General features: G+C 37.8%; 20 protein-coding genes. 15 read left to right on the top strand and 5 right to left on the bottom strand.

All coding sequences use genetic code 11. From position 1 onward, the window contains the following. The first annotated feature begins 270 nt into the window (after positions 1–270). Positions 271–1,551 carry a sensor histidine kinase gene (locus tag ACE1EF_RS01025; protein ID WP_375718739.1) on the top strand — a complete coding sequence of 427 codons (1,281 nt, stop codon included), beginning with the start codon at positions 271–273 and terminating at the stop codon, positions 1,549–1,551. 8 nt (positions 1,552–1,559) lie between these two features. Here the strand turns inward: ACE1EF_RS01025 and ACE1EF_RS01020 are convergent, their stop codons facing one another. Beyond that, positions 1,560–3,614, bottom strand: a complete 2,055-nt coding sequence (locus ACE1EF_RS01020; protein ID WP_375718738.1) for a helix-turn-helix domain-containing protein — start codon at positions 3,612–3,614, stop codon at positions 1,560–1,562. A 225-nt stretch (positions 3,615–3,839) separates the two neighbouring features. Here ACE1EF_RS01020 and ACE1EF_RS01015 point away from each other — a divergent pair, with 225 nt between their 5' ends. The 10 genes from ACE1EF_RS01015 to ACE1EF_RS00970 all read left to right on the top strand — a co-directional run bounded on the left by ACE1EF_RS01015 (position 3,840) and on the right by ACE1EF_RS00970 (position 11,839). Beyond that, the gene (locus ACE1EF_RS01015; RefSeq protein ID WP_375718737.1) at positions 3,840–4,403 is read left to right on the top strand and encodes an ankyrin repeat domain-containing protein; all 564 of its coding nucleotides are present in this window, start codon (positions 3,840–3,842) and stop codon (positions 4,401–4,403) included. 12 nt (positions 4,404–4,415) lie between these two features. Then, positions 4,416–5,483: an acyltransferase family protein gene (locus ACE1EF_RS01010; protein ID WP_375718736.1), complete on the top strand. Its 1,068-nt coding sequence runs from the start codon at positions 4,416–4,418 to the stop codon at positions 5,481–5,483. 96 nt (positions 5,484–5,579) lie between these two features. Next, positions 5,580–6,209 (top strand): NAD(P)H-dependent oxidoreductase, encoded by a 630-nt coding sequence (locus tag ACE1EF_RS01005; protein ID WP_375718735.1) that lies wholly within the window; start codon positions 5,580–5,582, stop codon positions 6,207–6,209. Between the two features lie 19 nt (positions 6,210–6,228). Then, on the top strand, positions 6,229–6,612 hold the full coding sequence (locus ACE1EF_RS01000) for a methionine-R-sulfoxide reductase (RefSeq protein ID WP_375718734.1): 384 nt from the start codon (positions 6,229–6,231) through the stop codon (positions 6,610–6,612). A gap of 1 nt (position 6,613) precedes the next feature. Beyond that, entirely contained in the window at positions 6,614–7,099 is a 486-nt protein-coding gene (gene msrA / locus ACE1EF_RS00995; RefSeq protein WP_375718733.1) for a peptide-methionine (S)-S-oxide reductase MsrA, read from the top strand. Between the two features lie 54 nt (positions 7,100–7,153). Next, entirely contained in the window at positions 7,154–7,621 is a 468-nt protein-coding gene (bcp, locus tag ACE1EF_RS00990; protein ID WP_375718732.1) for a thioredoxin-dependent thiol peroxidase, read from the top strand. 146 nt (positions 7,622–7,767) lie between these two features. Then, positions 7,768–8,763 carry a recombinase RecA gene (gene recA, locus ACE1EF_RS00985; protein ID WP_375718731.1) on the top strand — a complete coding sequence of 332 codons (996 nt, stop codon included), beginning with the start codon at positions 7,768–7,770 and terminating at the stop codon, positions 8,761–8,763. Positions 8,764–8,851: 88 nt separating this feature from the next. Then, on the top strand, positions 8,852–9,700 hold the full coding sequence (locus tag ACE1EF_RS00980) for a DUF6263 family protein (RefSeq protein ID WP_375718730.1): 849 nt from the start codon (positions 8,852–8,854) through the stop codon (positions 9,698–9,700). Positions 9,701–9,726: 26 nt separating this feature from the next. Next, positions 9,727–10,776 (top strand): mechanosensitive ion channel family protein, encoded by a 1,050-nt coding sequence (locus ACE1EF_RS00975; RefSeq protein ID WP_375718729.1) that lies wholly within the window; start codon positions 9,727–9,729, stop codon positions 10,774–10,776. A 79-nt stretch (positions 10,777–10,855) separates the two neighbouring features. Then, positions 10,856–11,839, top strand: coding sequence for a tocopherol cyclase family protein (locus ACE1EF_RS00970; RefSeq protein WP_375718728.1), 984 nt, complete (start codon positions 10,856–10,858; stop codon positions 11,837–11,839). Between the two features lies 1 nt (position 11,840). On the opposite strand, the gene ACE1EF_RS00965 is transcribed toward ACE1EF_RS00970, so the two are convergent. The 3 genes from ACE1EF_RS00965 to ACE1EF_RS00955 all read right to left on the bottom strand — a co-directional run bounded on the left by ACE1EF_RS00965 (position 11,841) and on the right by ACE1EF_RS00955 (position 17,042). Further along, entirely contained in the window at positions 11,841–12,728 is an 888-nt protein-coding gene (locus tag ACE1EF_RS00965; protein WP_375718727.1) for a diacylglycerol/lipid kinase family protein, read from the bottom strand. Between the two features lie 98 nt (positions 12,729–12,826). Continuing rightward, positions 12,827–13,726, bottom strand: coding sequence for a hypothetical protein (locus ACE1EF_RS00960; protein WP_375718726.1), 900 nt, complete (start codon positions 13,724–13,726; stop codon positions 12,827–12,829). 259 nt (positions 13,727–13,985) lie between these two features. Next, entirely contained in the window at positions 13,986–17,042 is a 3,057-nt protein-coding gene (locus tag ACE1EF_RS00955; RefSeq protein WP_375718725.1) for an MBG domain-containing protein, read from the bottom strand. Between the two features lie 276 nt (positions 17,043–17,318). Here ACE1EF_RS00955 and ACE1EF_RS00950 point away from each other — a divergent pair, with 276 nt between their 5' ends. From ACE1EF_RS00950 to ACE1EF_RS00940, 3 genes are read left to right on the top strand one after another with little or no spacing between them, the layout of a single operon-like run. Continuing rightward, positions 17,319–17,726, top strand: a complete 408-nt coding sequence (locus ACE1EF_RS00950) for a DUF134 domain-containing protein (RefSeq protein ID WP_375718724.1) — start codon at positions 17,319–17,321, stop codon at positions 17,724–17,726. Between the two features lie 2 nt (positions 17,727–17,728). Then, positions 17,729–18,031, top strand: coding sequence for a NifB/NifX family molybdenum-iron cluster-binding protein (locus ACE1EF_RS00945; RefSeq protein ID WP_375718723.1), 303 nt, complete (start codon positions 17,729–17,731; stop codon positions 18,029–18,031). Positions 18,032–18,042: 11 nt separating this feature from the next. Further along, on the top strand, positions 18,043–18,426 hold the full coding sequence (locus ACE1EF_RS00940; RefSeq protein WP_375718722.1) for a NifB/NifX family molybdenum-iron cluster-binding protein: 384 nt from the start codon (positions 18,043–18,045) through the stop codon (positions 18,424–18,426). Between the two features lie 290 nt (positions 18,427–18,716). Here the strand turns inward: ACE1EF_RS00940 and ACE1EF_RS00935 are convergent, their stop codons facing one another. After that, complete coding sequence (locus ACE1EF_RS00935) at positions 18,717–19,343, bottom strand: class I SAM-dependent methyltransferase (RefSeq protein ID WP_375718721.1); 627 nt, start codon at positions 19,341–19,343, stop codon at positions 18,717–18,719. A gap of 157 nt (positions 19,344–19,500) precedes the next feature. Between ACE1EF_RS00935 and ACE1EF_RS00930 the strand changes: the two genes are divergently transcribed. After that, positions 19,501–20,430 (top strand): ATP-binding cassette domain-containing protein, encoded by a 930-nt coding sequence (locus tag ACE1EF_RS00930; RefSeq protein ID WP_375718720.1) that lies wholly within the window; start codon positions 19,501–19,503, stop codon positions 20,428–20,430. Positions 20,431–20,443: the final 13 nt, after the last annotated feature.

Genomic DNA, 20,443 nt, shown 5'->3' with positions numbered 1-20,443 from the left:
TTATCTGATTGTTAATCATTTGACTCCAAACTTTGACTATTCATTTCCTAACAGATAAACCAACAGGCCTATTTTAGATTCATTTTAAAATGAACTTAACACTTTGGTTTACGCTGACAATCGCCAGTATTGTTAAATAATATCATTACATTGGACCTTACATTTATCAGTGTTATAAGCATTGGTTATGGGCTTGTATTTGATGTCCAGATTCAATAAAGAACCTGTTAAGTATATACATACGTTTTTTGTAATCAGAATTGCAATGATATGGGAGAAGACTATATTGTAAATGCCAGAACAACTGAAATAATATCAGAATTACAAATAAAACTTTTACAAACAACGGATCGTTATGAGATTTACCGGATCATACCTGAGAAGATAAGAGAAATACTGGGATTTGGTATCGTATTTACATCAATTCTCTATGAAGAAAGTCAGACATTCAAAATTGAAGCCTATGCAGGAATGGAGATGTCATTTGATAAATTTATAAAGGCAATTGGTTTTGATCCGTTAAATATAATCACTCCTATCTCAGCAATTACACCGGAAGAACTTAAACTTTTCAGAAGTGGTCATCTGGAAAAACTGGAAGGAGGTATATATGCTTTAGGTGCCAGAAGGATACCGAAGCCCATTTGCAAAATCATTGAAAAAACGCTTAAAGTCAAAGATGTATACACAATGGGCTTTGTTTCCAAAAACATACATTATGGCGGACTGATTATTTTTTCGAATCGCGATCTCACACCTTACAAACCTCTTCTTGAACCTATTATTAATCAGGCAGCAATTTTGGTTCAACGTTTATGGACCGAAGATGAGCTGATAAAAGCCAAGGAAAAAGCTGAAGAGAACGATAAGCTTAAAACAGCCTTCCTGCAAAACATGTCTCATGAAATCAGAACACCAATTAATGCCATCTGTGGCTTTGCGGAACTGATTAATGATAAGAATACTCCTGTGGAAACTGTAAGGGAATATACCGATATTATTTACAGCAGTTCACTTCAGCTTCTGGATTTAATTAATGATGTTCTTTCTATTTCTTTTATTGAAACCAACCAGGTAACACTAAATTATTCCTTCATTAACCTTAATAAAATGATGGAAGACCTTCTTGAAGTCTACCAGGCAAAACTGATCGGTTCCGGTGTTCTGTTAAAACTTTTACATGAAAATATTAATAAAGATATTGTCATAAAATCTGACGAACTGAAGCTTCGGCAAATCCTGACCAACCTCTTAAACAATGCACTGAAATTTACGAGTAAGGGTGAAATTAGTTTTGGATACACCATAAAAGATGAACTTGTTGAATTCTACGTTAAAGACAGTGGTGTAGGCATAAAAAAAGAAGCTATGGATAAAATTTTTGAACGGTTTCAGCAGGAAGATACAACGACCAGTTCACAATACGGAGGCACCGGTCTGGGTCTGACAATTTCAAAATCGTATGTGGAATTTCTTGGTGGTAGAATTTGGCTTGAGAGCAAAAAGAATAAAGGCACAATTTTCAGATTTACCATTAAGAAAGGGAATTGACCGCAAAATTATATCAATCCTTTATCCATTAAAGTTTTCTTCAGTTCCTTATGTTTTTTTCTGAACTTGGTTTTTATTTCACCCATCACCTGCTCAAATTCGGACTTTCTCGCAAATTTCTCAAAGAGTGGATCCATTTCTGTAAACTCCACTATCCAGTAGTGGTAATTCTCCTGACCTGAAAATAATCTGAGATATTTGAATACATTTTCATTATCATTCTGATAAGCATAATACAACGCTTCCATAAGATTGCGGTATATGGAATGATCTGACTGCACACGGGCATGATATGCTTCAAACAGCGAATCAGCTTCAGCTTTATTCCCGGTTTCCTCCAGTACCTTCGCAATTTTTGGATCTTCGTACCAGAAGAGATCCATTTTATACATTGATCTAACATCCAGTAACAACTGGTAATATTGTAATGCAGTTTCGTAATCCTTTTTGTAATAATATATCTTTCCTACCTCCTGGAGCACATCCATCCGTGTTGTGTCCTTCTGATAGACTTCCAGCAATAAATTCAGCGTTTGATCCAGGTTTTTATTTTCTGCAAACAGAATATAAGCTCTTACATACTGTGAGTATAGATTATCAGGATTATAACGTAGTGAAGTATTGATATAATACAAAGCTTCCTTTATAAATCCATTCTGAATCAGAGCATTACTTAAATGCAGATAAATAAAACTTGCTGTAGCTGAATCGTTGGATGCAATATCAAGTTGCACTCCCTTTAACGCATACTCAAGATATTTGGCTGCATTGGGAATATATGTTGTGTAAAAGTCAGACATAAAATTGATAACAAACGCAGAGTTTGGATTGTACGCCAGTGCTTTTTCAAGATAAGGCTCCGCTTTTACAAATGCTCCCGAAGAAATATAACAAAGCGCTTTAGCGACCAGACTTTGAGCAAGTTCCGGATCATAAAGCAGAGCGTTATCCGAATAAAAATTAACGGAATCGGTAAATTGCTTTTCGGCCTGTAAAAGATCCATATAATAATACGAGATGGCAATATCTGCATAAGCTCTTGCAAATTCAGGATCATGCTGTAATGCAATTTTGAACTGTTCTACCGCTTTAATCAATCCATTCCTGTTCCCCTGATGAAAATAATCGAGACCTTTAAGGAAATAGTCATATGCAACAAGGTTTGAAGTCGGAACTTTATTAATGCGCTCTTCCTCTTCAGGTGTAATAATAGCTTTTATGGTCTGTGCAATATTCTTTGAAACATCCTGTTGCAATTTAAAAATGTCAGACGTGTTTTTCTCATATTGCTCGGCCCAGAGATGAGTATCATGGGTGGCATTAATTAACTGTACATTGAGAAGGATCCGGTTTCCAATCTTTTGTCCGCTACCTTCCACAAAATATTTCACATTCAGTTCTTTTGCTATCTCAGGGATGGTTTTACCGCTGTTTCTGTACTTTTCAACAGAGGTCCGGCTAATTACTCGCAGATCTTCTATCTTCTGCAAATTATTAAGGATAGATTCCATTAAACCATTAATGATATAGAGATTGGTGGAATCGTTGCTGTCATTTTTAAAGGGTAAAACCGCAATGGATTTATCGGAATGCTGCTCACTTCCCTCCGGGTTCCACAACCCAAAAACAGACAGCAAAAGGATTGTAAAAAGAAAAACAGGAAGCGCTATCAACAGATATCTGTTTCTCTTGTTATGCTGTTCTGCTTTTTTTTCCGGAGTACGAACCGGAATATGTTTTGCAGTTTCACCCGGCGGATAACCATAAGCTTCCCTGAAACATTTAATAAAATAGGACGTACTGTTAAAACCAACCTGCCAGGCAACTTCAGACACGTTTGAATCAGAATTCCTAAGTAGTTCCATGGCATGTTCAAGCCTTACCTCCCTGATAAACTGACTGACAGATATTCCTGCCTGCCTTGTGACTTTTCGTAACAGGTTTGACCTGCTCATGCCAACCTTTTCAGCAAGCTCACTTACCCCGAACTGTTCGTTACGGATATTATCAGATATAATATTCCTTAAATCATTCAGGAACTCGTTGTTTGTAAAATCCTGCATTGGCGGGTTATAATTTCTATGCCTGAAGTATGTTGCAAAATACAAATTTAAATTAAGATTCAGGCGTACGGATTATGGTGAATCACTTGTTGTTGCAACATTATTTACAGGCTTGCGTCATAATTTATATTTCTGCACGCTATTTTATATTATTCGGTTTATGTGTATTAATACCTGCATCAGGGATTTCAGGATCTTTGAACTGAATTTTTAAAACAATCTATCATGAAAACAACAAACATTTTCTATGTCGTGATGCTCCTTGCAGCATCCCTGTTATTAGCATCGTGCCATTACAGCCCCACTAAGAAAGATGCTACAGCTTCCAGACCATCTGCACCGGTTACGACCATACATGCAGCTGCATTTATGGGAGATATTGGAGCCACCCGTCAGCACATAGCCGCAGGATCTGATCTGAATGAAAAGGATCAGTACGGTTCAACACCACTAACCATTGCAGCAACATTCGGAAAAAAAGAAATTGCAAAACTGCTTATTCAGGGCGGTGCAGATTTGAACCAGAAAAACAATGAAGGATCAACTCCATTACATGTTTCAGCTTTTTTCTGCAGGACAGAAATTGTGCAGCTCCTTTTGGATCACGGTGCAGATAAAACGATAAAAAACAATACCGGTTCAACTGCACTCGAAGTTGTTGCTGCACCATTTGAAGATGTTAAACTAGTCTACGATTATATCGGTAAAGAACTAGGCCCTCTTGGCTTGAAGCTGGATTATAATTACCTGCAAAAAACCAGACCATTAATAGCTGATATGTTACGGTAAACAGAATAAATTATGACAGAGAGAAGATACGATATTGACTGGTTGCGTGTGATAGCCATTGGTTTGTTACTGATATACCACATCGCAATTGTATTTCAGCCATGGGGTGTACTGATTGGATTTATGCAAAGTTCCGAATCTTTAACCTCGGTCTGGACACCGATGACCCTGTTAAACATCTGGCGAATCCCGTTACTGTTTTTTGTTTCGGGAATGGGTGTGGCTTTTGCAATCAGGAAACGAAATATGAAAGCTTTACTGAAAGAACGCACAATCAGAATTTTAATCCCATTTTTGGCAGGTATCGTATTCATAACACCACTGCATGTTTTTGTTTGGCAACAGTATTATAATCAGGAACTTTCATACAACATTAGCCAGTCCCATTTATGGTTCTTACTGAATATCTTTATCTATATCATTCTGCTTGCTCCTCTGTTCTACTTTATTAAAAAAAAGAGTGAAGGAAGATTTATGAACAGAGTTAAACGCATATTGGGTAACCCGTTTGGTCCGGGGCTTATTATGATCCCATTTGCATTGGAAGCTGTCCTGGCCCAACCTGAATTGTTTGAATTATATGCACAAACCTTACATGGATATTTTCTGGGGTTTCTTGCCTTTTTCTTCGGCTTTATTTTGGTTGAAACAGGAAATGCTTTCTGGGAAACAACAAGGAAAATACGATGGATACTGTTAGGCCTGGCTTTTTTGTTTTATTTGCTTCGATGGTATTATTATGATTTAAGATCTCCTTCATATCTGATGAGCATAGAATCCAATCTATGGATTTTTTCAGTTTTTGGTTTTGCATATAAGCACCTGAACCACCCCGGCAAAATCCTCAGATATCTCAGTGATGCTGCATATCCTGTATACATTCTTCATATGCTCTTTCTGTTTATGGCCTCTTCACTAATTCTGCCATTACATTTTCCAACCTGGATAAAACTGCTGCTAATCATTGCTTTAACATTTTCAGGTTGCATGTTGACATATGAATTGCTCATCCGGCGTGTAAATTTGCTCAGGCCTTTATTCGGTCTTAAACTCAAATCATTTAAAAGACCACAAATATGATCTTTGGGGTTCAACACCCGTTTTCACATTCTTAAATTGGGTTAAGACAGGCAACAAAATGCTGTTTAACATGGTTTAAAAACATAAATCATTGTTATGGATCTGATAGAAAAACTGAACTGGCGTTATGCTGTAAAGAAAATGTCGGGCGAAAACCCGGATGAAACCAGGATCAGAACGCTACTTGAGGCGGTAAGGCTTTCTGCCTCATCCTATGGTTTCCAGCCTTATAAACTGATCGTAGTCAAAGATTTGGAACTCATGACCAGGTTAAAAGCGGCTTCATACGATCAGGAAAAAGTTACAGAAGCTTCACATATTCTGGTATTTGCAACAAAAACCAACCTTGGTGAGAACGAGGTGGAGAAATTTATTCAGTTGAATGCAGAAATCAGAAATGAACCGGAGAAATCTTTTGAAAGATTACGACGCAATATTATCAGAAAACTGGACAAAAATAAACGACAGGGAACACTAGATTGCTGGACAGCGAATCAGGCTTATATCGCATTGGGAAATGTTTTAACTTCAGCTGCAGTTCTGGGCATTGACGCCTGTCCAATGGAAGGATTCAAAGCGGACCAGTATGATGAAATTCTTGGATTAGGGGAGCTGAATCTGACCGCAGCTGTGGTCTGCGCTCTTGGAGTTCGTTCAGATGAAGATGAACATCAAATGAAAGAAAAAGTGAGATGGAAGCCTGAAGATTTTTTCGTAACTATGTAAACTTTTTTAATACGGTGAAATGATAAAAAACGAAAATACATTTAACGACCTTACGAGGGATGAGGAATACGTTATTCTTCATAAAGGAACAGAGAGACCCTTTACAGGAAAATTTTATGACTTTTATGAAACCGGCACTTATGTTTGTAAACGTTGTGATGCACCTCTGTACCGGTCAGCGGCAAAGTTTGACTCAGGTTGCGGATGGCCCAGCTTTGATGACGAAATTGAGGGAGCTGTTAAAAGACAGACAGACCGTGATGGCAGAAGAACTGAAATTTTATGTGCCAACTGTGGAGCTCATTTAGGTCATGTTTTTACAGGTGAGGGATTTACAGATAAGAACACCAGACATTGTGTCAATTCAATATCGTTAAAATTCATACCAGATAATAAAAAATAATATGAAACAGGAAACCGCAATTTTTGCAGCCGGATGTTTTTGGGGAGTTGAATATTACCTTCAGAAAGCTGATGGTGTAATCGCAACCACCGTTGGATATACAGGTGGACATGTTGAAAACCCGACGTATAAGCAGGTATGTACCGGCAACACCGGTCATGCTGAAGCAGTTAAGGTTTTATTTGACCCGGAGAAAACGAATTTTGAAACACTGTGCAGGCTATTCTTTGAAACCCATGATCCGACACAGGTTAACCGTCAGGGACCGGATATCGGCATACAATACCGATCCGAAATATTTTATACCAATGAAACACAAAAAGAAGTAGCAGAGAAGCTGATAAAAATGCTGAAAGACAAAGGACATAACGTGGCCACTGAATTAACACCAGCCTCAACATTCTGGGAAGCAGAAGGTTACCATCAGGACTACTATGAACACAAGGGGACACTTCCTTATTGTCATGGTTATCACAAAATGTTTTAAACTTTTTTCATCTCATCATGTTTTTAATTTACATAAACTAAAAAATACAATACGATGGCAGAACTTAAAGAAGGAATGAAAGCTCCTGAATTCAAAGGTATTAATCAGGATGGAAATGAAATAACATTGGCAGATTATAAAGGGAAAAAGCTGATACTCTATTTTTACCCTAAGGACAATACATCCGGTTGTACTGCTGAAGCCTGTAATCTTAACGATAACCTTGCGGATTTAACAGGTAAAGGTTTCGAAGTTGTCGGTGTAAGTCCGGACAGCACAAAATCGCATCTTAACTTTATTGCAAAGTATGATCTTAAGTTTCAGCTGATATCCGATACCGATAAAGAGATTTTACAGGCATACAATGCATGGGGAGAGAAAAAAATGTATGGCAAAAGCTACATGGGAGTTCTCAGGAAAACCTATGTAATTGATGAAAATGGGACTATTGTTAAAATCTTTGATAAAGTAAAAACGAAAGAACATACAGAACAGATATATGCAGAACTGGGGATTTCATAATCCCCTTTTTTGTTGATAATTCTTTAATAAATACCCTTTACACACCTTTAATTTCTTTCCTTAAAAACCAAAAAAATAGTAACTTGCACCCATTCGGCTCATTCAGGCCCTGAATTGATAATCAGCATATTAAAACTCATAATTTTATGACAGAACCAAATAAGGAAAAACTAAAAGCATTGCAGCTTACCATGTCCAAAATTGAAAAAGATTTTGGAAAAGGTACGATTATGAAAATGGGTGAACAGGCCATTATGGATGTGCCCAGCATTTCATCAGGTTCCCTAAGCCTGGACATTGCACTGGGTGTTGGAGGATACCCTAAAGGAAGAATTGTGGAAATTTATGGTCCTGAATCTTCAGGTAAAACAACCCTGGCCATCCATGCCATTGCAGAAGCCCAAAAGAAAGGAGGAATAGCTGCTTTTATTGATGCAGAACATGCATTTGACCGGTTTTACGCAGAAAAGCTTGGTGTGGATATTGAGAACCTGTTGATTTCACAACCTGACAATGGTGAACAGGCCCTCGAAATTGCAGACCAGTTGATTCGTTCATCAGCAATCGACATTATCGTAATTGATTCCGTTGCAGCACTGACGCCCAAAGCCGAAATTGAAGGCGATATGGGTGACAGTAAAATGGGACTTCAGGCCAGGTTGATGTCTCAGGCATTGAGAAAGCTAACTGCCAGCATAAATAAAACGAATACGGTGTGTGTTTTCATCAACCAGCTGCGTGAGAAAATCGGTGTAATGTTTGGGAACCCGGAAACAACAACCGGCGGTAATGCCCTTAAATTTTACGCTTCGGTCCGTCTGGATATTCGCCGTATAGGACAAATAAAAGATGGCGAGGAAGTTTCAGGTAACCACATCAGAGTTAAAGTAGTTAAAAATAAAGTCGCTCCTCCATTCCGGAAAGCAGAGTTTGATATGATGTATGGTGGTGGCATTTCCAAAAACGGTGAAGTACTGGATCTGGCCGTTGAAAAAGAGATCATAAAGAAAAGCGGTTCATGGTTCAGTTATGGTGAAACCAAACTCGGACAGGGACGTGAAGCAGTTAAACAGGTTCTGGCTGATAATCCTGAACTATGCGATGAACTTGAAGCCAAAATTCTTGAATTAATCAAGCCTTAATACACAGGAAACTGTCTTATTTTTACAAACGTTTGTTAAGTATCAGGAATAAAACGAACTTTGTATATATAAGACAGTTTCTTTTTATATGAATAACCTGGTAAAACCGATAATACTGTTTATTCTTCTTTTTCTGACTGGCCCCCTGTCTGCTAAGAAGTATAACCTGGAATACAAATTTAAACCGGGAACAGAGGTATTATATCACCTGGAAATTAAAAATGACAATACCTATGTTTTTCAGGGTATTGGTGAAAAAAACAAGATCGTCCTTACATTTGATCTGAACGTAAAAGTTTATGACAAAACAAAGAATGGTGATTACCTGCTGCATATCAGTGTTCCTGATTTAGTGTGTGAGTTCTTTTCCCGGGAACAGTCTGTATCAAGAATCAACTCCTCAGACAATACCGCTGATGCCGCAATGCTCAGAAGAATGATAAATCAGGATATTATAATCGAAATTTCTCCCAAAGGAGCTGTAAAAATTATTAAAGGTTTGGAAGAATTCATAGGGACTATGGATATCAGCCATTCCATGAAAGGTGCGCTGTTAAGCACTTTTTCCAGGCAGGGTTTTTCAGAGATAACCCACTATCTGTTTCCTGAATATCCTGAAATCAAGGTCCGGATTGATGAAAGCTGGCAAACAAAATCGAAAAAATTTGGCACAAAAAAACAGACGATATCCACCAACTATATCCTAACAGAAACAGGAGAAACTTTAAAGATTAAAAGTGCTGATTACATTGAAAATCAGAAAACTCAACTAAAAATATCTGACACCGAAGTATCCTGTAACCTAATGGGATCATCAGATAATACGTTTGAAACAGATGCAGATAGTGGCTGGGTGAGACGAACAACATCGGAGACCAAACAAATATCAGAGGATAAAACTATTGAACTCATAACTAATCTTAAAATCAGCCGGTAAATCCCATTACATTTAAAGCAGATTTTATGAAAATATCAGATTTAGACATATTATATATAGCAATTGGCGGTGCAGCAATAGGTTTAATTGTCTCTTTATTGGTTAGAAATCGGTTATCCGTTATAGCAAAAAAAGCCAAAAATGATTATTGGGAACATATTGTCAGGCTCATAAAAGATCCTGTATTATTTTTAGGTTTTGTAATTGGAATATATTTTACAAAACCCCTTTGGAACGATATCGATCTTCCCTTTAATCAATCAAGGATAATGTTCTTTTTGACCCTTATATCTGTAAGCTGGCTTGTAATAAGCAGCGTTAAGGGAATAAAATTTGTTGTGCTATCCAAGTATGACATATCTACAAAAGATAACCTGAAAGCAAGAAAAATACATACACAATTCAGGTATTTTGAAAACCTGCTGATTTTTATTGTCGTTATAATTGCCGTTTCAATTGCCCTTATGAGCATTGAAAAAATCCGGGAGTTCGGCTACAGCCTTCTTGCATCTGCCGGTGTTGCAGGTATTATTGTCGGTTTCGCGGCACAACGATCCATTTCACTGGTACTGGCAGGTTTTCAGATCGCCATAACACAACCCATAAGATTGGACGATGTTGTGATAGTAGAAGGTGAATGGGGCTGGATTGAAGAAATAACGATGACCTATGTGGTTGTCAGGATTTGGGATAAAAGGCGTTTAATAGTCCCCATCAATTATTTCATTGAAAAACCGTTTCAGAACTGGACCCGGACAGAAGCTGACATTCTTGGAACTGTATTTGTATATGTGGATTATGGATTTCCCGTTGATAAGCTGAGGAATAAAATATCAGAACTTCTTAAAGAAACAGACAAATGGGATGGAAATGTCAATGTTATCCAGGTAACAGACGCTACAGAAAAAACCATGGAACTCAGAATTCTTGTCAGCGCTTCTGATTCACCTTCAGCATGGGACCTCAGGGTATATCTGCGGGAAAAAATCATTGCATATATTGCCAGCGATCTTCCGGATTTTCTCCCTAATTTCAGAATCAGAAATAAAGAAGTAGATGCTCTTGAAAAAAAATAAAAATGCTATAGAATTGTAGTAATTTATATTTAAAATATATTTAAATTAGCCGGACCTGAATTTTAGCATTGTCTATTTAATGAAATTAGCCAAAAGAATATTACCCAAGGTATATCACCCTGAAATTTTTCAATTCTGCAAAAATCATCGCAGATATTTTGAAAACTGGTTATTTAAGCTGGTTTCAGAGGATAGAAACTCGGTTATGGTTATCATTCCGGTTATGGAACTCGGCTCAAATCAGCGTTGCTATGTTCAGTTTATGAACGGTATTTCCGGAGAAACATGTGTTGCTTATTATGATCTGAAAGAACTCACTGCATCTAAATACGATATGGATTTCAGCTTTGGCGGGAATAATTTCTCTGAGAAAGGCATTGACATTAGTGTGGATCAAAAAGGGTTTACAGGATCCGGCAGAATTGATTTCGGAGAACTGATGAGATATCCTTCTAAAGGATTAAGGCGAAACCTGATGGGCTACTTCAGTTATTTGCCTTTTCAGCATATTTATTACGCTGTTATATCCATGCAGCATAAAATAAACGGTTCCATTACCATGAATAATCAAACTTTTAACTTTGATAACGGAACCGGTTTTATCGAAAAAACATGGGGTAAATATTACCCTGAAAGCTGGCTTTATATCGGATGCAACACATTTACCATTCCCGATACCTATTTTGTCGTTACAGCATCAACAATTAATCTCGGATTCACTAAAATTCTTGGGAATATTGGTTATTTCTATCACAAGGGAAAGCTGCTGAACATTTCGTTTTATACGAAAACCAGGTTTACAAAATTCGACCATCAGGGCAAAGTTCTTTTACTTGAACTGACAAAAGACGAACACCGTATTGAAATAACCTTAATACCCAGAAACAAAGGAAAAATTAAAATACCGTCGGCAACAGAAAACAGGTACGTGTTTGAAAGTGCAGATTCTACCTTACACCTGAATTACTTTGTAAATAATCAACTGGTACTATCTACAGAGGGTGAACATGCGGAATACGATTTTGTAGAAGATTTGAATAATTTGATCAGTCACAAATTCTGATTCATCTGAACTTGTCTGTTTTCAATACTTTTAACGATCTGGGTTTAATCGCAATATGGACGGGGCTTTCTATTTCTACTGCCTCTCCATCGATATGAAACTGATTAAATTCAGTTTTGATTTCCGCATATTCAAGCCCCTGAAGGTATTCAACATATTTTGATTGCCTTAAAGATCCCAGGAAAACCTGGATCGCAAAATAAGGAAATAAAATCTTAGGAAAAGGACGAAATAACAGCAACTCAAACTTACCATCAAACAGACTGGCTTTGGGAGAGATTATTGCATTATTACCATATTGTTTATTGTTTGCGGCAGATATCAGTAAATAACTTCCTGAGCAATTCTTTCTGTTAGTGATGATCTCTGCATCTATGGATTTAATAAAAAGAATAGTTTTTAAAGTAGAATAAAAATAGCTCCAGAACCCTCTCTTTTTCATGCGATGAAACACATGAGCAATTTTGGAATCAAAGCCGGTACCGGTCACATTGACCGATATTCTTCCGTTCACATCAAGCGAATCCACTTCAAGGTATTCGCCTTTTTCAATGGTTCTCAGCAATTTTTTAAGACTTTTACCAAAACCGAACTCACGAGCAAATCCGTTTCCTGAACCATATGGTAAAACAGCCACAAGTTTGTCACTGTGAATAGCTGAACTGACGAGTTCATTAAAGGTACCATCTCCTCCAACTGCTACAAAAAGATCATATTCATTTCTTTTTTCGTCAAATATTTCCCTGATATGCCCGGGATATTTCGTAATTATATAGTCCGTATTATTACATGCTGTCCTGAGTTGATGAAGAACTTTTTTCTTCCGGCTTATGCCCGCAACAGGATTAATCAGAAGCAAGGTTTTTAATGTAACGGTTTTTTCAAGCATATCATTTATATCCACAGAATTACAAATGTATCTGAAATAATGAGCAAAAAAAAGTGTGATTATTATAATCACACTTTTATCCTGTTTTATTTTGTCTTTTACGTTGTCTGATTTTCTGTGGTCTGTTGCTGTTTAAGAGCAGCGCTCTCAGCTGCTGTTCCTATAAGAGTCAGTAACACTATAAATGCAACAATGACCAGAACCCATAAAGGTAATGAAACATACAGCAGGAATAAAAAGAAAACCAGCATTATTCCAACCATATAAAGAGGTTCCCAGTATTTTTCTTTTCTAAAAACTCTGGCAAGAAATATAAACATTGCCAACAATGGAAAAAGCAATAAGACCGCCCGCGCAATTTCGGTTGACATATTGATTTGCCCCAAAGCTTCTGACCGGTTAAGAATTCCTTTTAAAGATGCCCGGTTTAACGGCATATCTACAATTTCATATCCCCAGTTAATGATGGTAAGCGGATTTGCATAATTATATTTCATCCGCATTCTGCACACCAGTTTTGTCTCCCGTTTGCCCGAAGGTAAAAGCATCCAGGTAACTGATGCATCAGAAGAACTGCTTATTCCTTTCCATACAATAAATGTATCCTTTTCAAAATCTGCAATTTCCATTCTTAACCCGGTTCGAACCCGAATAGTGTCGCCTTTCTCCAGTTTCTGGTAAGCCGGAATAATATTGTATGAACTTTGCTTAAATCCGTTATTAAACCAGTCCCAACCGTACATACCGGCTTTCTTTTTGCCCATCTGTACCAGCCAGGGATATATTTCCCTTGGCTTAGCGTCAATTGTTATTGTACGGGTAGCTATATAAGAGGGTGAACTTACGATTGAATCTCCAGGTAAAGCCATTTCTGTTATGTCGTCAGAAGATCCCCAGGTAGACAAAAACGGTCTGATGGCAAATCTGAATATCAGCCCTATGAATATAAAAAAAAGTAAAACAACTAAAAATCTAATAGTTTTGGCTTTAGAATTCATAACACATCATTTACAAGTAAAAGAATAATTACAAAATGTAAATACTCTGAATATAAAAGTAGGCTTTTTTAACAAATTTACATAATTTAAACTCTAAATATTTAAACAGCTGAATATTGGTTTTCACGTACTATTCGCAGGAAAATATTTTCTGTTTTGTCCTTAATTTCCATCTTAACCTATCTGTGTTTTTGTCATGTCACAGGCTAAATACCCTATTTAACTAAGGACATATTTAATAACGCCGGTAAAATGAATCTTATTGCCTGACAAATTTTATCATTTGATTTCCAGCCAATACCAAGTACACGCCCGGCTCAAACCCACTAACACTAATAGCGTTTCCTGACCAGTAAAATTCCTGACGCAGCGTTCCACTCAAATCCATAATTTTTAGCTTTTCACCATAAGATATACCGCTTAAATAAAACGTTGATTTTACAGGATTGGGGTAAATAGACGGCACCATATTTTTGGGTAAAATTACGGATGTTGTTTCCGAGATCATGATCCCCACTTTCAGATTCAGTAACGCATAGTTTACAGTATCATCAGGAATAAATATTACATCCACAAATTCACCGGCACTATCAGGTATATAGGAAGGATCAATAAATTCATATCCTCCCTTAATAGAAGAAACGCCACCGCATAGTTCTGCATGCAGTAAAGCTTCACCTTCAGTTAACGGAGATGTTTCCGGTAATTCTAAAACTTCAGGTATTGCCTTCATAATGGTAAGTTGTCCTTTCCGATATTGCAGATTATAGTTTAACGCCTCTCCTTCTGAGACAAATATATAATATTCTCCCACCTGACTAAATTGAATGGCATCAGTTGTCAACAGAGGTTGTTGAATTAAAACAGGATTTGGATCTGCCGCAATTTGTCCAACCACATAGTAAGAAAATTCTGGCATAGCCTCACCAAAAGCGCACACTGTATCCAGAGCACAAATCATTAGTTCTGCTTTTTCTATTTTCAATGTTCCACCGGAATATTCAAACCGGTAATTCTTTGATTCGCCACCGCTAACATATATTGGATACAATCCTGCATTGCTGAATCGCACAGCTTCCGTTTTGGCTTTTGGGGAAACTTCAGGAACATACAAACTGTCTTTCTCCAAATAGCCTGCTATTGTAAAATTCAGTTCAGGAATGCTATCTCCATAGGTAATGCTTCGATTTTCCGCCTCAACAATCAGGATTGATTTTTCAACACTTAAAACACCATTCCTGCGCTCTATGTTATAATTATTGGCTATTCCGCCATAGGCATCAATTTCATACGTTCCGGCATCTGGAATCAAATCCGCTGTTTCACATCGTAGTTCAGGCATTTCAGACAGGACTGTAGAATCTTCTCCATTTACAAATCCGGATATATCATAATCCGGCTCCGGCAAAGTGTCACCATAGGTTATATGCTGATCCAAAACATGAACTGTAAGGAGTGCCTTTTCAATATTCAATGAACCGTTTATATATTCAAATGTGTAATGGTCATCATCTCCTCCGCTTACATTTATGGTATAGTATCCTGCATTTGAATATCTTTCAGCATCAGTAGTAATCACGGGTTGAAGATTCAGCACCCCGGTATCTTCATTCAATACAAAACCGCTGATTTCATAAGTCAGTTCGGGTATTGAATCACCGTAGAGTATGACTTTATTCTGTGCTTCTACGCAGAGATGTGCTTTTTCAACTGTAAGGGTCATCTTTTTATATGACGACGGACTGTAATTTACATTACCGGGTTGATATGCCCATATGGTCGAAGAACCGACACCTTTCACATGCAGCTTTCCACTAATAATGTCAGCTACATTGCTGTTTGATGAAGTATAGGTCACAGGCAAACCTGAAGATGCAAAAGCACACGGATCAAAATCCGGAGCGCCATAGGTTTTTACGGGTATTTCAGGAAAAATGATGCTCTGGTACATCTTATCAGTCTGAAAAACCAATTCATCACCATAAGCTGTTCCTTCAGAATTAGTGGCATACGATCTCACGTAATAAACAATTCCCGGCTCCAGAGAGTCAAGGTTTGAAATGAACTCCCCTGTTCCTGTTCCATCGATGGTATAATTATCGCTTATGGTAGCATTTCCGGTTCTATTCCAGCATGCTCCAAAAGCTGTCACCTCAGCGCCCCCATCACAGCCAACAATGCCCCCGAATTGTGCTGTAGTTGTTGTAATATTTAAGACCTCCTCTACGGAACTGACCGTTGGTACGTCATTATCCCTGCCAATGCTGTAGTATCCGCTTTTAACATCCGTATTTTTAAAAAATACCAGGTTTCCTTCCATGTTATCAGCTACCTCAATTATTCTAAAAGTATCCGTAGCTTCAGCTTTATACAGCAGTTTATAGTTGTTAACCGGAATACAATCATAGTAAAGAGCGCCGGCACCGGCTTCAAAAATCTGAAACCGGAGAGATGGCTGTTCATCATCATGATTTGTAACAATCTTCCATACCCTTTGCGCCTGGAGATCTACACCGTCACTTGTGCCTGTACTGATGATTCCGGTTTTACCATTGTGCCCAAACAAATCAAATTCAGAAAGATCAATTTCATTGTAATCACTTATGCCAAGATTAAGCCCACCCGATGGCTCTGAATATGTGCCTTGTGTAAAGGCACTCCACAAGGCACGTGGATTTTGTTGTTCAGTATCCGGCAAAAGAAGGGGTGCTGTACCTGATTCCGAAGCTTCGTTTTGATGATATATAAGATCCTGACCTGATACCGAATCAATAATGCTGCATTCATCTCTGTAAATTTCAGGAAGATTGAATGTATAATACAAAATCAGGTTCTGGATATACAACGGATTAACTTCTTTCGTAATCTCGCGATGCAGCCAATCGCGAAGCTCAGATGAACTCAAAGACCTACTCCATATTCGCACTTCATCCAAAACACCTGTAAAGCACTGACCTTCTGCGCTGTTAACCCCTGCTTCAGCTCCAATGGTCAACCACGTTCCGGGGGATGGATTTGAAATCCCAGATTTAAAATCAAAAACATAACCGCGTTGATATCCGTCAACATAAAAGCGCAGATAATTTCCGTCAAAGGTCATGGCAAAATGATGCCAGCCAGCAGACATACCGGAAACAGGAAATGATATGGTCTGCTCTACATTATCAAGAAAAACTTTTAAAAATACAGCTGTCTGATTAACCGAAAACTGCCATCCTCCATTTTCAAAGTTTGAAAGTAAAACTTCTGATGTTGAACCCTGCCATGAGTCCCTGAACGCCCAGAATTCAACAGTACATGCAATGGATGGTGTCATAAAGGAACCCGGTGATAAAAAGCCATTGCCGGAAAAGCGAACTGAGTTTTGATATTGTTGTGCGTGCAATAAGTTCAAACTGCAAAAGCACCACACAATCAAGGTAATATAAAATCTTTTTAATATCACTTCAGGTTAAGTAAAATTAAATCAATAACAAATATATATTAATTTTATGTTATCTACAAGTTATTTTAAAAAGAATCATTCCTCAGAAAAACTGGTAATTTTATTGTTTTATGAACATATGTTCATTATATTTGCAAAAAAAATTAGATGTCCAGACCAAAACGGTTGCGTAAAATCAGTAATCCCCCAAGAATAAAAGGAATGAATCCTTTTGGGTATTACGGTATTCTAAAGGATCCTGTGCAGCTTTTTCATGAAGAATATGAATGCATCCGTTTGCTGGACTATGAAGGGATGACACAGTCTGATGCATCAGAATTAATGGAAGTGTCCCGCCCAACTCTAACACGAATCTATGATAGTGCGCGCAGAAAAATTGCAACGGCCTTTACTGAAGCCCGGCAACTAAAGATTGAAGGAGGCCAGGCCATTTTTGCTGATCATTGGTATGAATGTATTGATTGTAAATCAAGATTTAATCAGCCAGTTAATTTGACCACAGTATCATGTCCGGTTTGTAATGCAGACAATGTGTATAATCTTTCAATTGAGTAAAAATGAAAACAGCAATATCGGTTTCAGATAAAGACGAGAACAAGGTTTGTGATCATTTTGTAAGATGCAAAAAATTTATGGTTATTGACAGTGAGAATAAAACACGGGAGTTGATTTCAAATCCATACCAAATGACCATTGAAGATGCCGGAATACATGCAGTGAACTACCTGAAGGCACTTGGCATATCAAAGCTGATAGCCGGTGATTTTGGGGTTCATGTACAGGAAGCAGCACGGAAACAATATATTCAGTTAATTATTGTAGACACAAATAAAATAAACATTGACAAATTAAAATTATAACGTTTAAAGAGATGAAAATAGCTATTCCTACAAGAGGTGAAAAAGTGGATGATCACTTTGGACACTGTAAATTCTTTACTGTTTACGTTGTAAATAACGGTAAAATAGAAGCAAAATCCATGATGGATTCACCTCAGGGATGTGGGTGTAAATCCAACCTGACTGAATTATTGAAAGAGCAGGGTGTAACTAAAATGCTTGCCGGCAATATGGGAGATGGTGCCTTAAATAAGCTTTCAGCTGCGGGTATTGAAGTTATTCGCGGATGTCATGGTAATCCCGATGAAGTTATTAAAGCATATACATCCGGTTACCTGATGGATTCCGGCATTGGATGCGAGAGTCACCATAACCACCACGAACATGGCCATCATGAACATTCTTGTAACCATTAAAATAATCGATATCCAACACCCGCCTCAGGGTGAATGCCTTACGTTTAAGCAGTCTGTTCAGAAAGACAAATAAAAATACTAGAAACGTATAAATTGAAAGTAATCTTTATTTTACCCCTCCTACCTCTAAAGCTATCGGGACTCCGCTAAAGTGGAAGGTCATTGGTCCCTTTTCCGCGTCTCGCCAAAGCTATGGCGAAGGCGCAAAGGGATTTAGAGGTAGTTATTAAAAAGCTGGCTACAATTCGTAAGGAAAGTTTATACCTAATATTTCTTTTTAGCCAGCCACTTTATTTTATGAACCGTATAACGTTACTTTCCATTTGAAGTCCACTGAAATTGTAAGTATGTTTTATATACTCCAATGCCTCTGAAGTATAAAAAAATACATGCGTTATATCATTTTTATACCACCACGCTGGAAAATCAACATCTGCGGTGAACAGATGAGTTTTAATGAAAAGTGATCCACCCCTTTTGAGCATTTTGCTCAGCTTGAAAAACTCTGATGCCGGATCATGAAAATGCTCAGCTACTTCACAACAAATAATAAAATCATATTCTTCAGTAAGCAATACAGAATCATTCTTAAAAATGGGATCGTAAGCTTCGACTGCGTAGCCTTCATGTTGCAGCAACTCCGTCAATACAGGTTCCGGTCCTGAACCAAAATCCAGTCCTGTATCATTTTTACTATGGTATTTCATAGCAACATCAATTAACGGACGTAAGAAACTTACATAGCCTGAATCTGAGGAAGAGTTTTGGTGCAGGCCGTATCTTTCCTTTTCCTGTGATGCAGATGGAAGCATTTGATGATGGACCTGGATGGATCTGCACCTAACACACTGGTAAAAAATACGTTCCCCCTGAACATAGTATTTATTACTCTCTGCATGGCATAATCTGCATTTCATAAATCTAAATAACTGCTAAAATAAGGCTTGCTGGCCTAAAAATTATTTAAAAACCGGCTTATTGCCTTAAAGTAGTTAATTTTAGTTAAACCAAAAATTATACGTTTCAATTTTTAATAATTTCGGTCGCATTTTGTTTAAACAACCTTTAGATATTATGGACATTACTGTTGAAAATGTTACCAAGGTATATGGTAGCCAAAAAGCAGTTGACAACATCTCATTTAAGGTTCACACAGGTGAGGTTCTTGGTTTTCTTGGTCCAAACGGTGCTGGTAAAACCACAACGATGAAAGCCATCACCTGTTATCTCACGCCGAACCAGGGTACGATTAAAGTCGGAGGGTATTCAGTGAATGACCAGGCAGACGAAGTAAAGAAACGGATTGGCTATCTGCCTGAAAATAATCCACTCTACCTCGAAATGGGCGTTATTGACTATCTTAAATTTGTTGCCGAACTGCAGGGAGTGGAAAAACCGGGTATCAACGACCGGGTCAGGGAAATGATCCGGGTTTGTGGCCTGAGTCATGAGAAACACAAAAAGATTGGTGAACTTTCCAAAGGATACCGTCAACGTGTAGGACTTGCACAGGCGCTTATTCATGATCCGGATGTTCTTATTCTTGATGAGCCAACCACAGGCCTCGACCCGAACCAGATTGTGGAGATCCGTGAACTGATCAGACAGATCGGGAAAGAAAAAACTGTCATTCTCAGTTCTCATATTCTTGCTGAAGTAGAAGCCACCTGCGACAGAATCCTGATCATCAACAACGGTAAAATTGTTGCGGACGGAACTGCTGAGTCGCTGCGTAAACAGGCACAGGGAAATGAAGTGATTAAAGTCTGCATAGATGAGGGTAAGAAAAACGAGGTATTTAAAGCGCTGAAAGAACTTCCTTCCGTTCAGGTATGCGATTATTATCCAAATGATGAACATGCATTTGAAATTCAGAGTAAACCGGACATGTCTTCAAGAAAAGCCATTTTTAATTTATGTGTGGAAAATGGTTGGATTCTTACTGAAATGACTCCAATTGAAACTAAACTTGAAGATGTTTTCCGTGAAGTAACCATGAATTAAAAATTAAAAACAC

The sequence above is a fragment of the Quyinboa sediminis genome (genome assembly GCF_042219855.1).
In the GTDB taxonomy this organism is placed as follows: Bacteria; Bacteroidota; Bacteroidia; order Bacteroidales; family UBA5342; genus JBHJHP01.
Note: the sequence above shows the minus strand (reverse complement) of the source record. Positions and strands in the feature narration are given on the sequence as shown.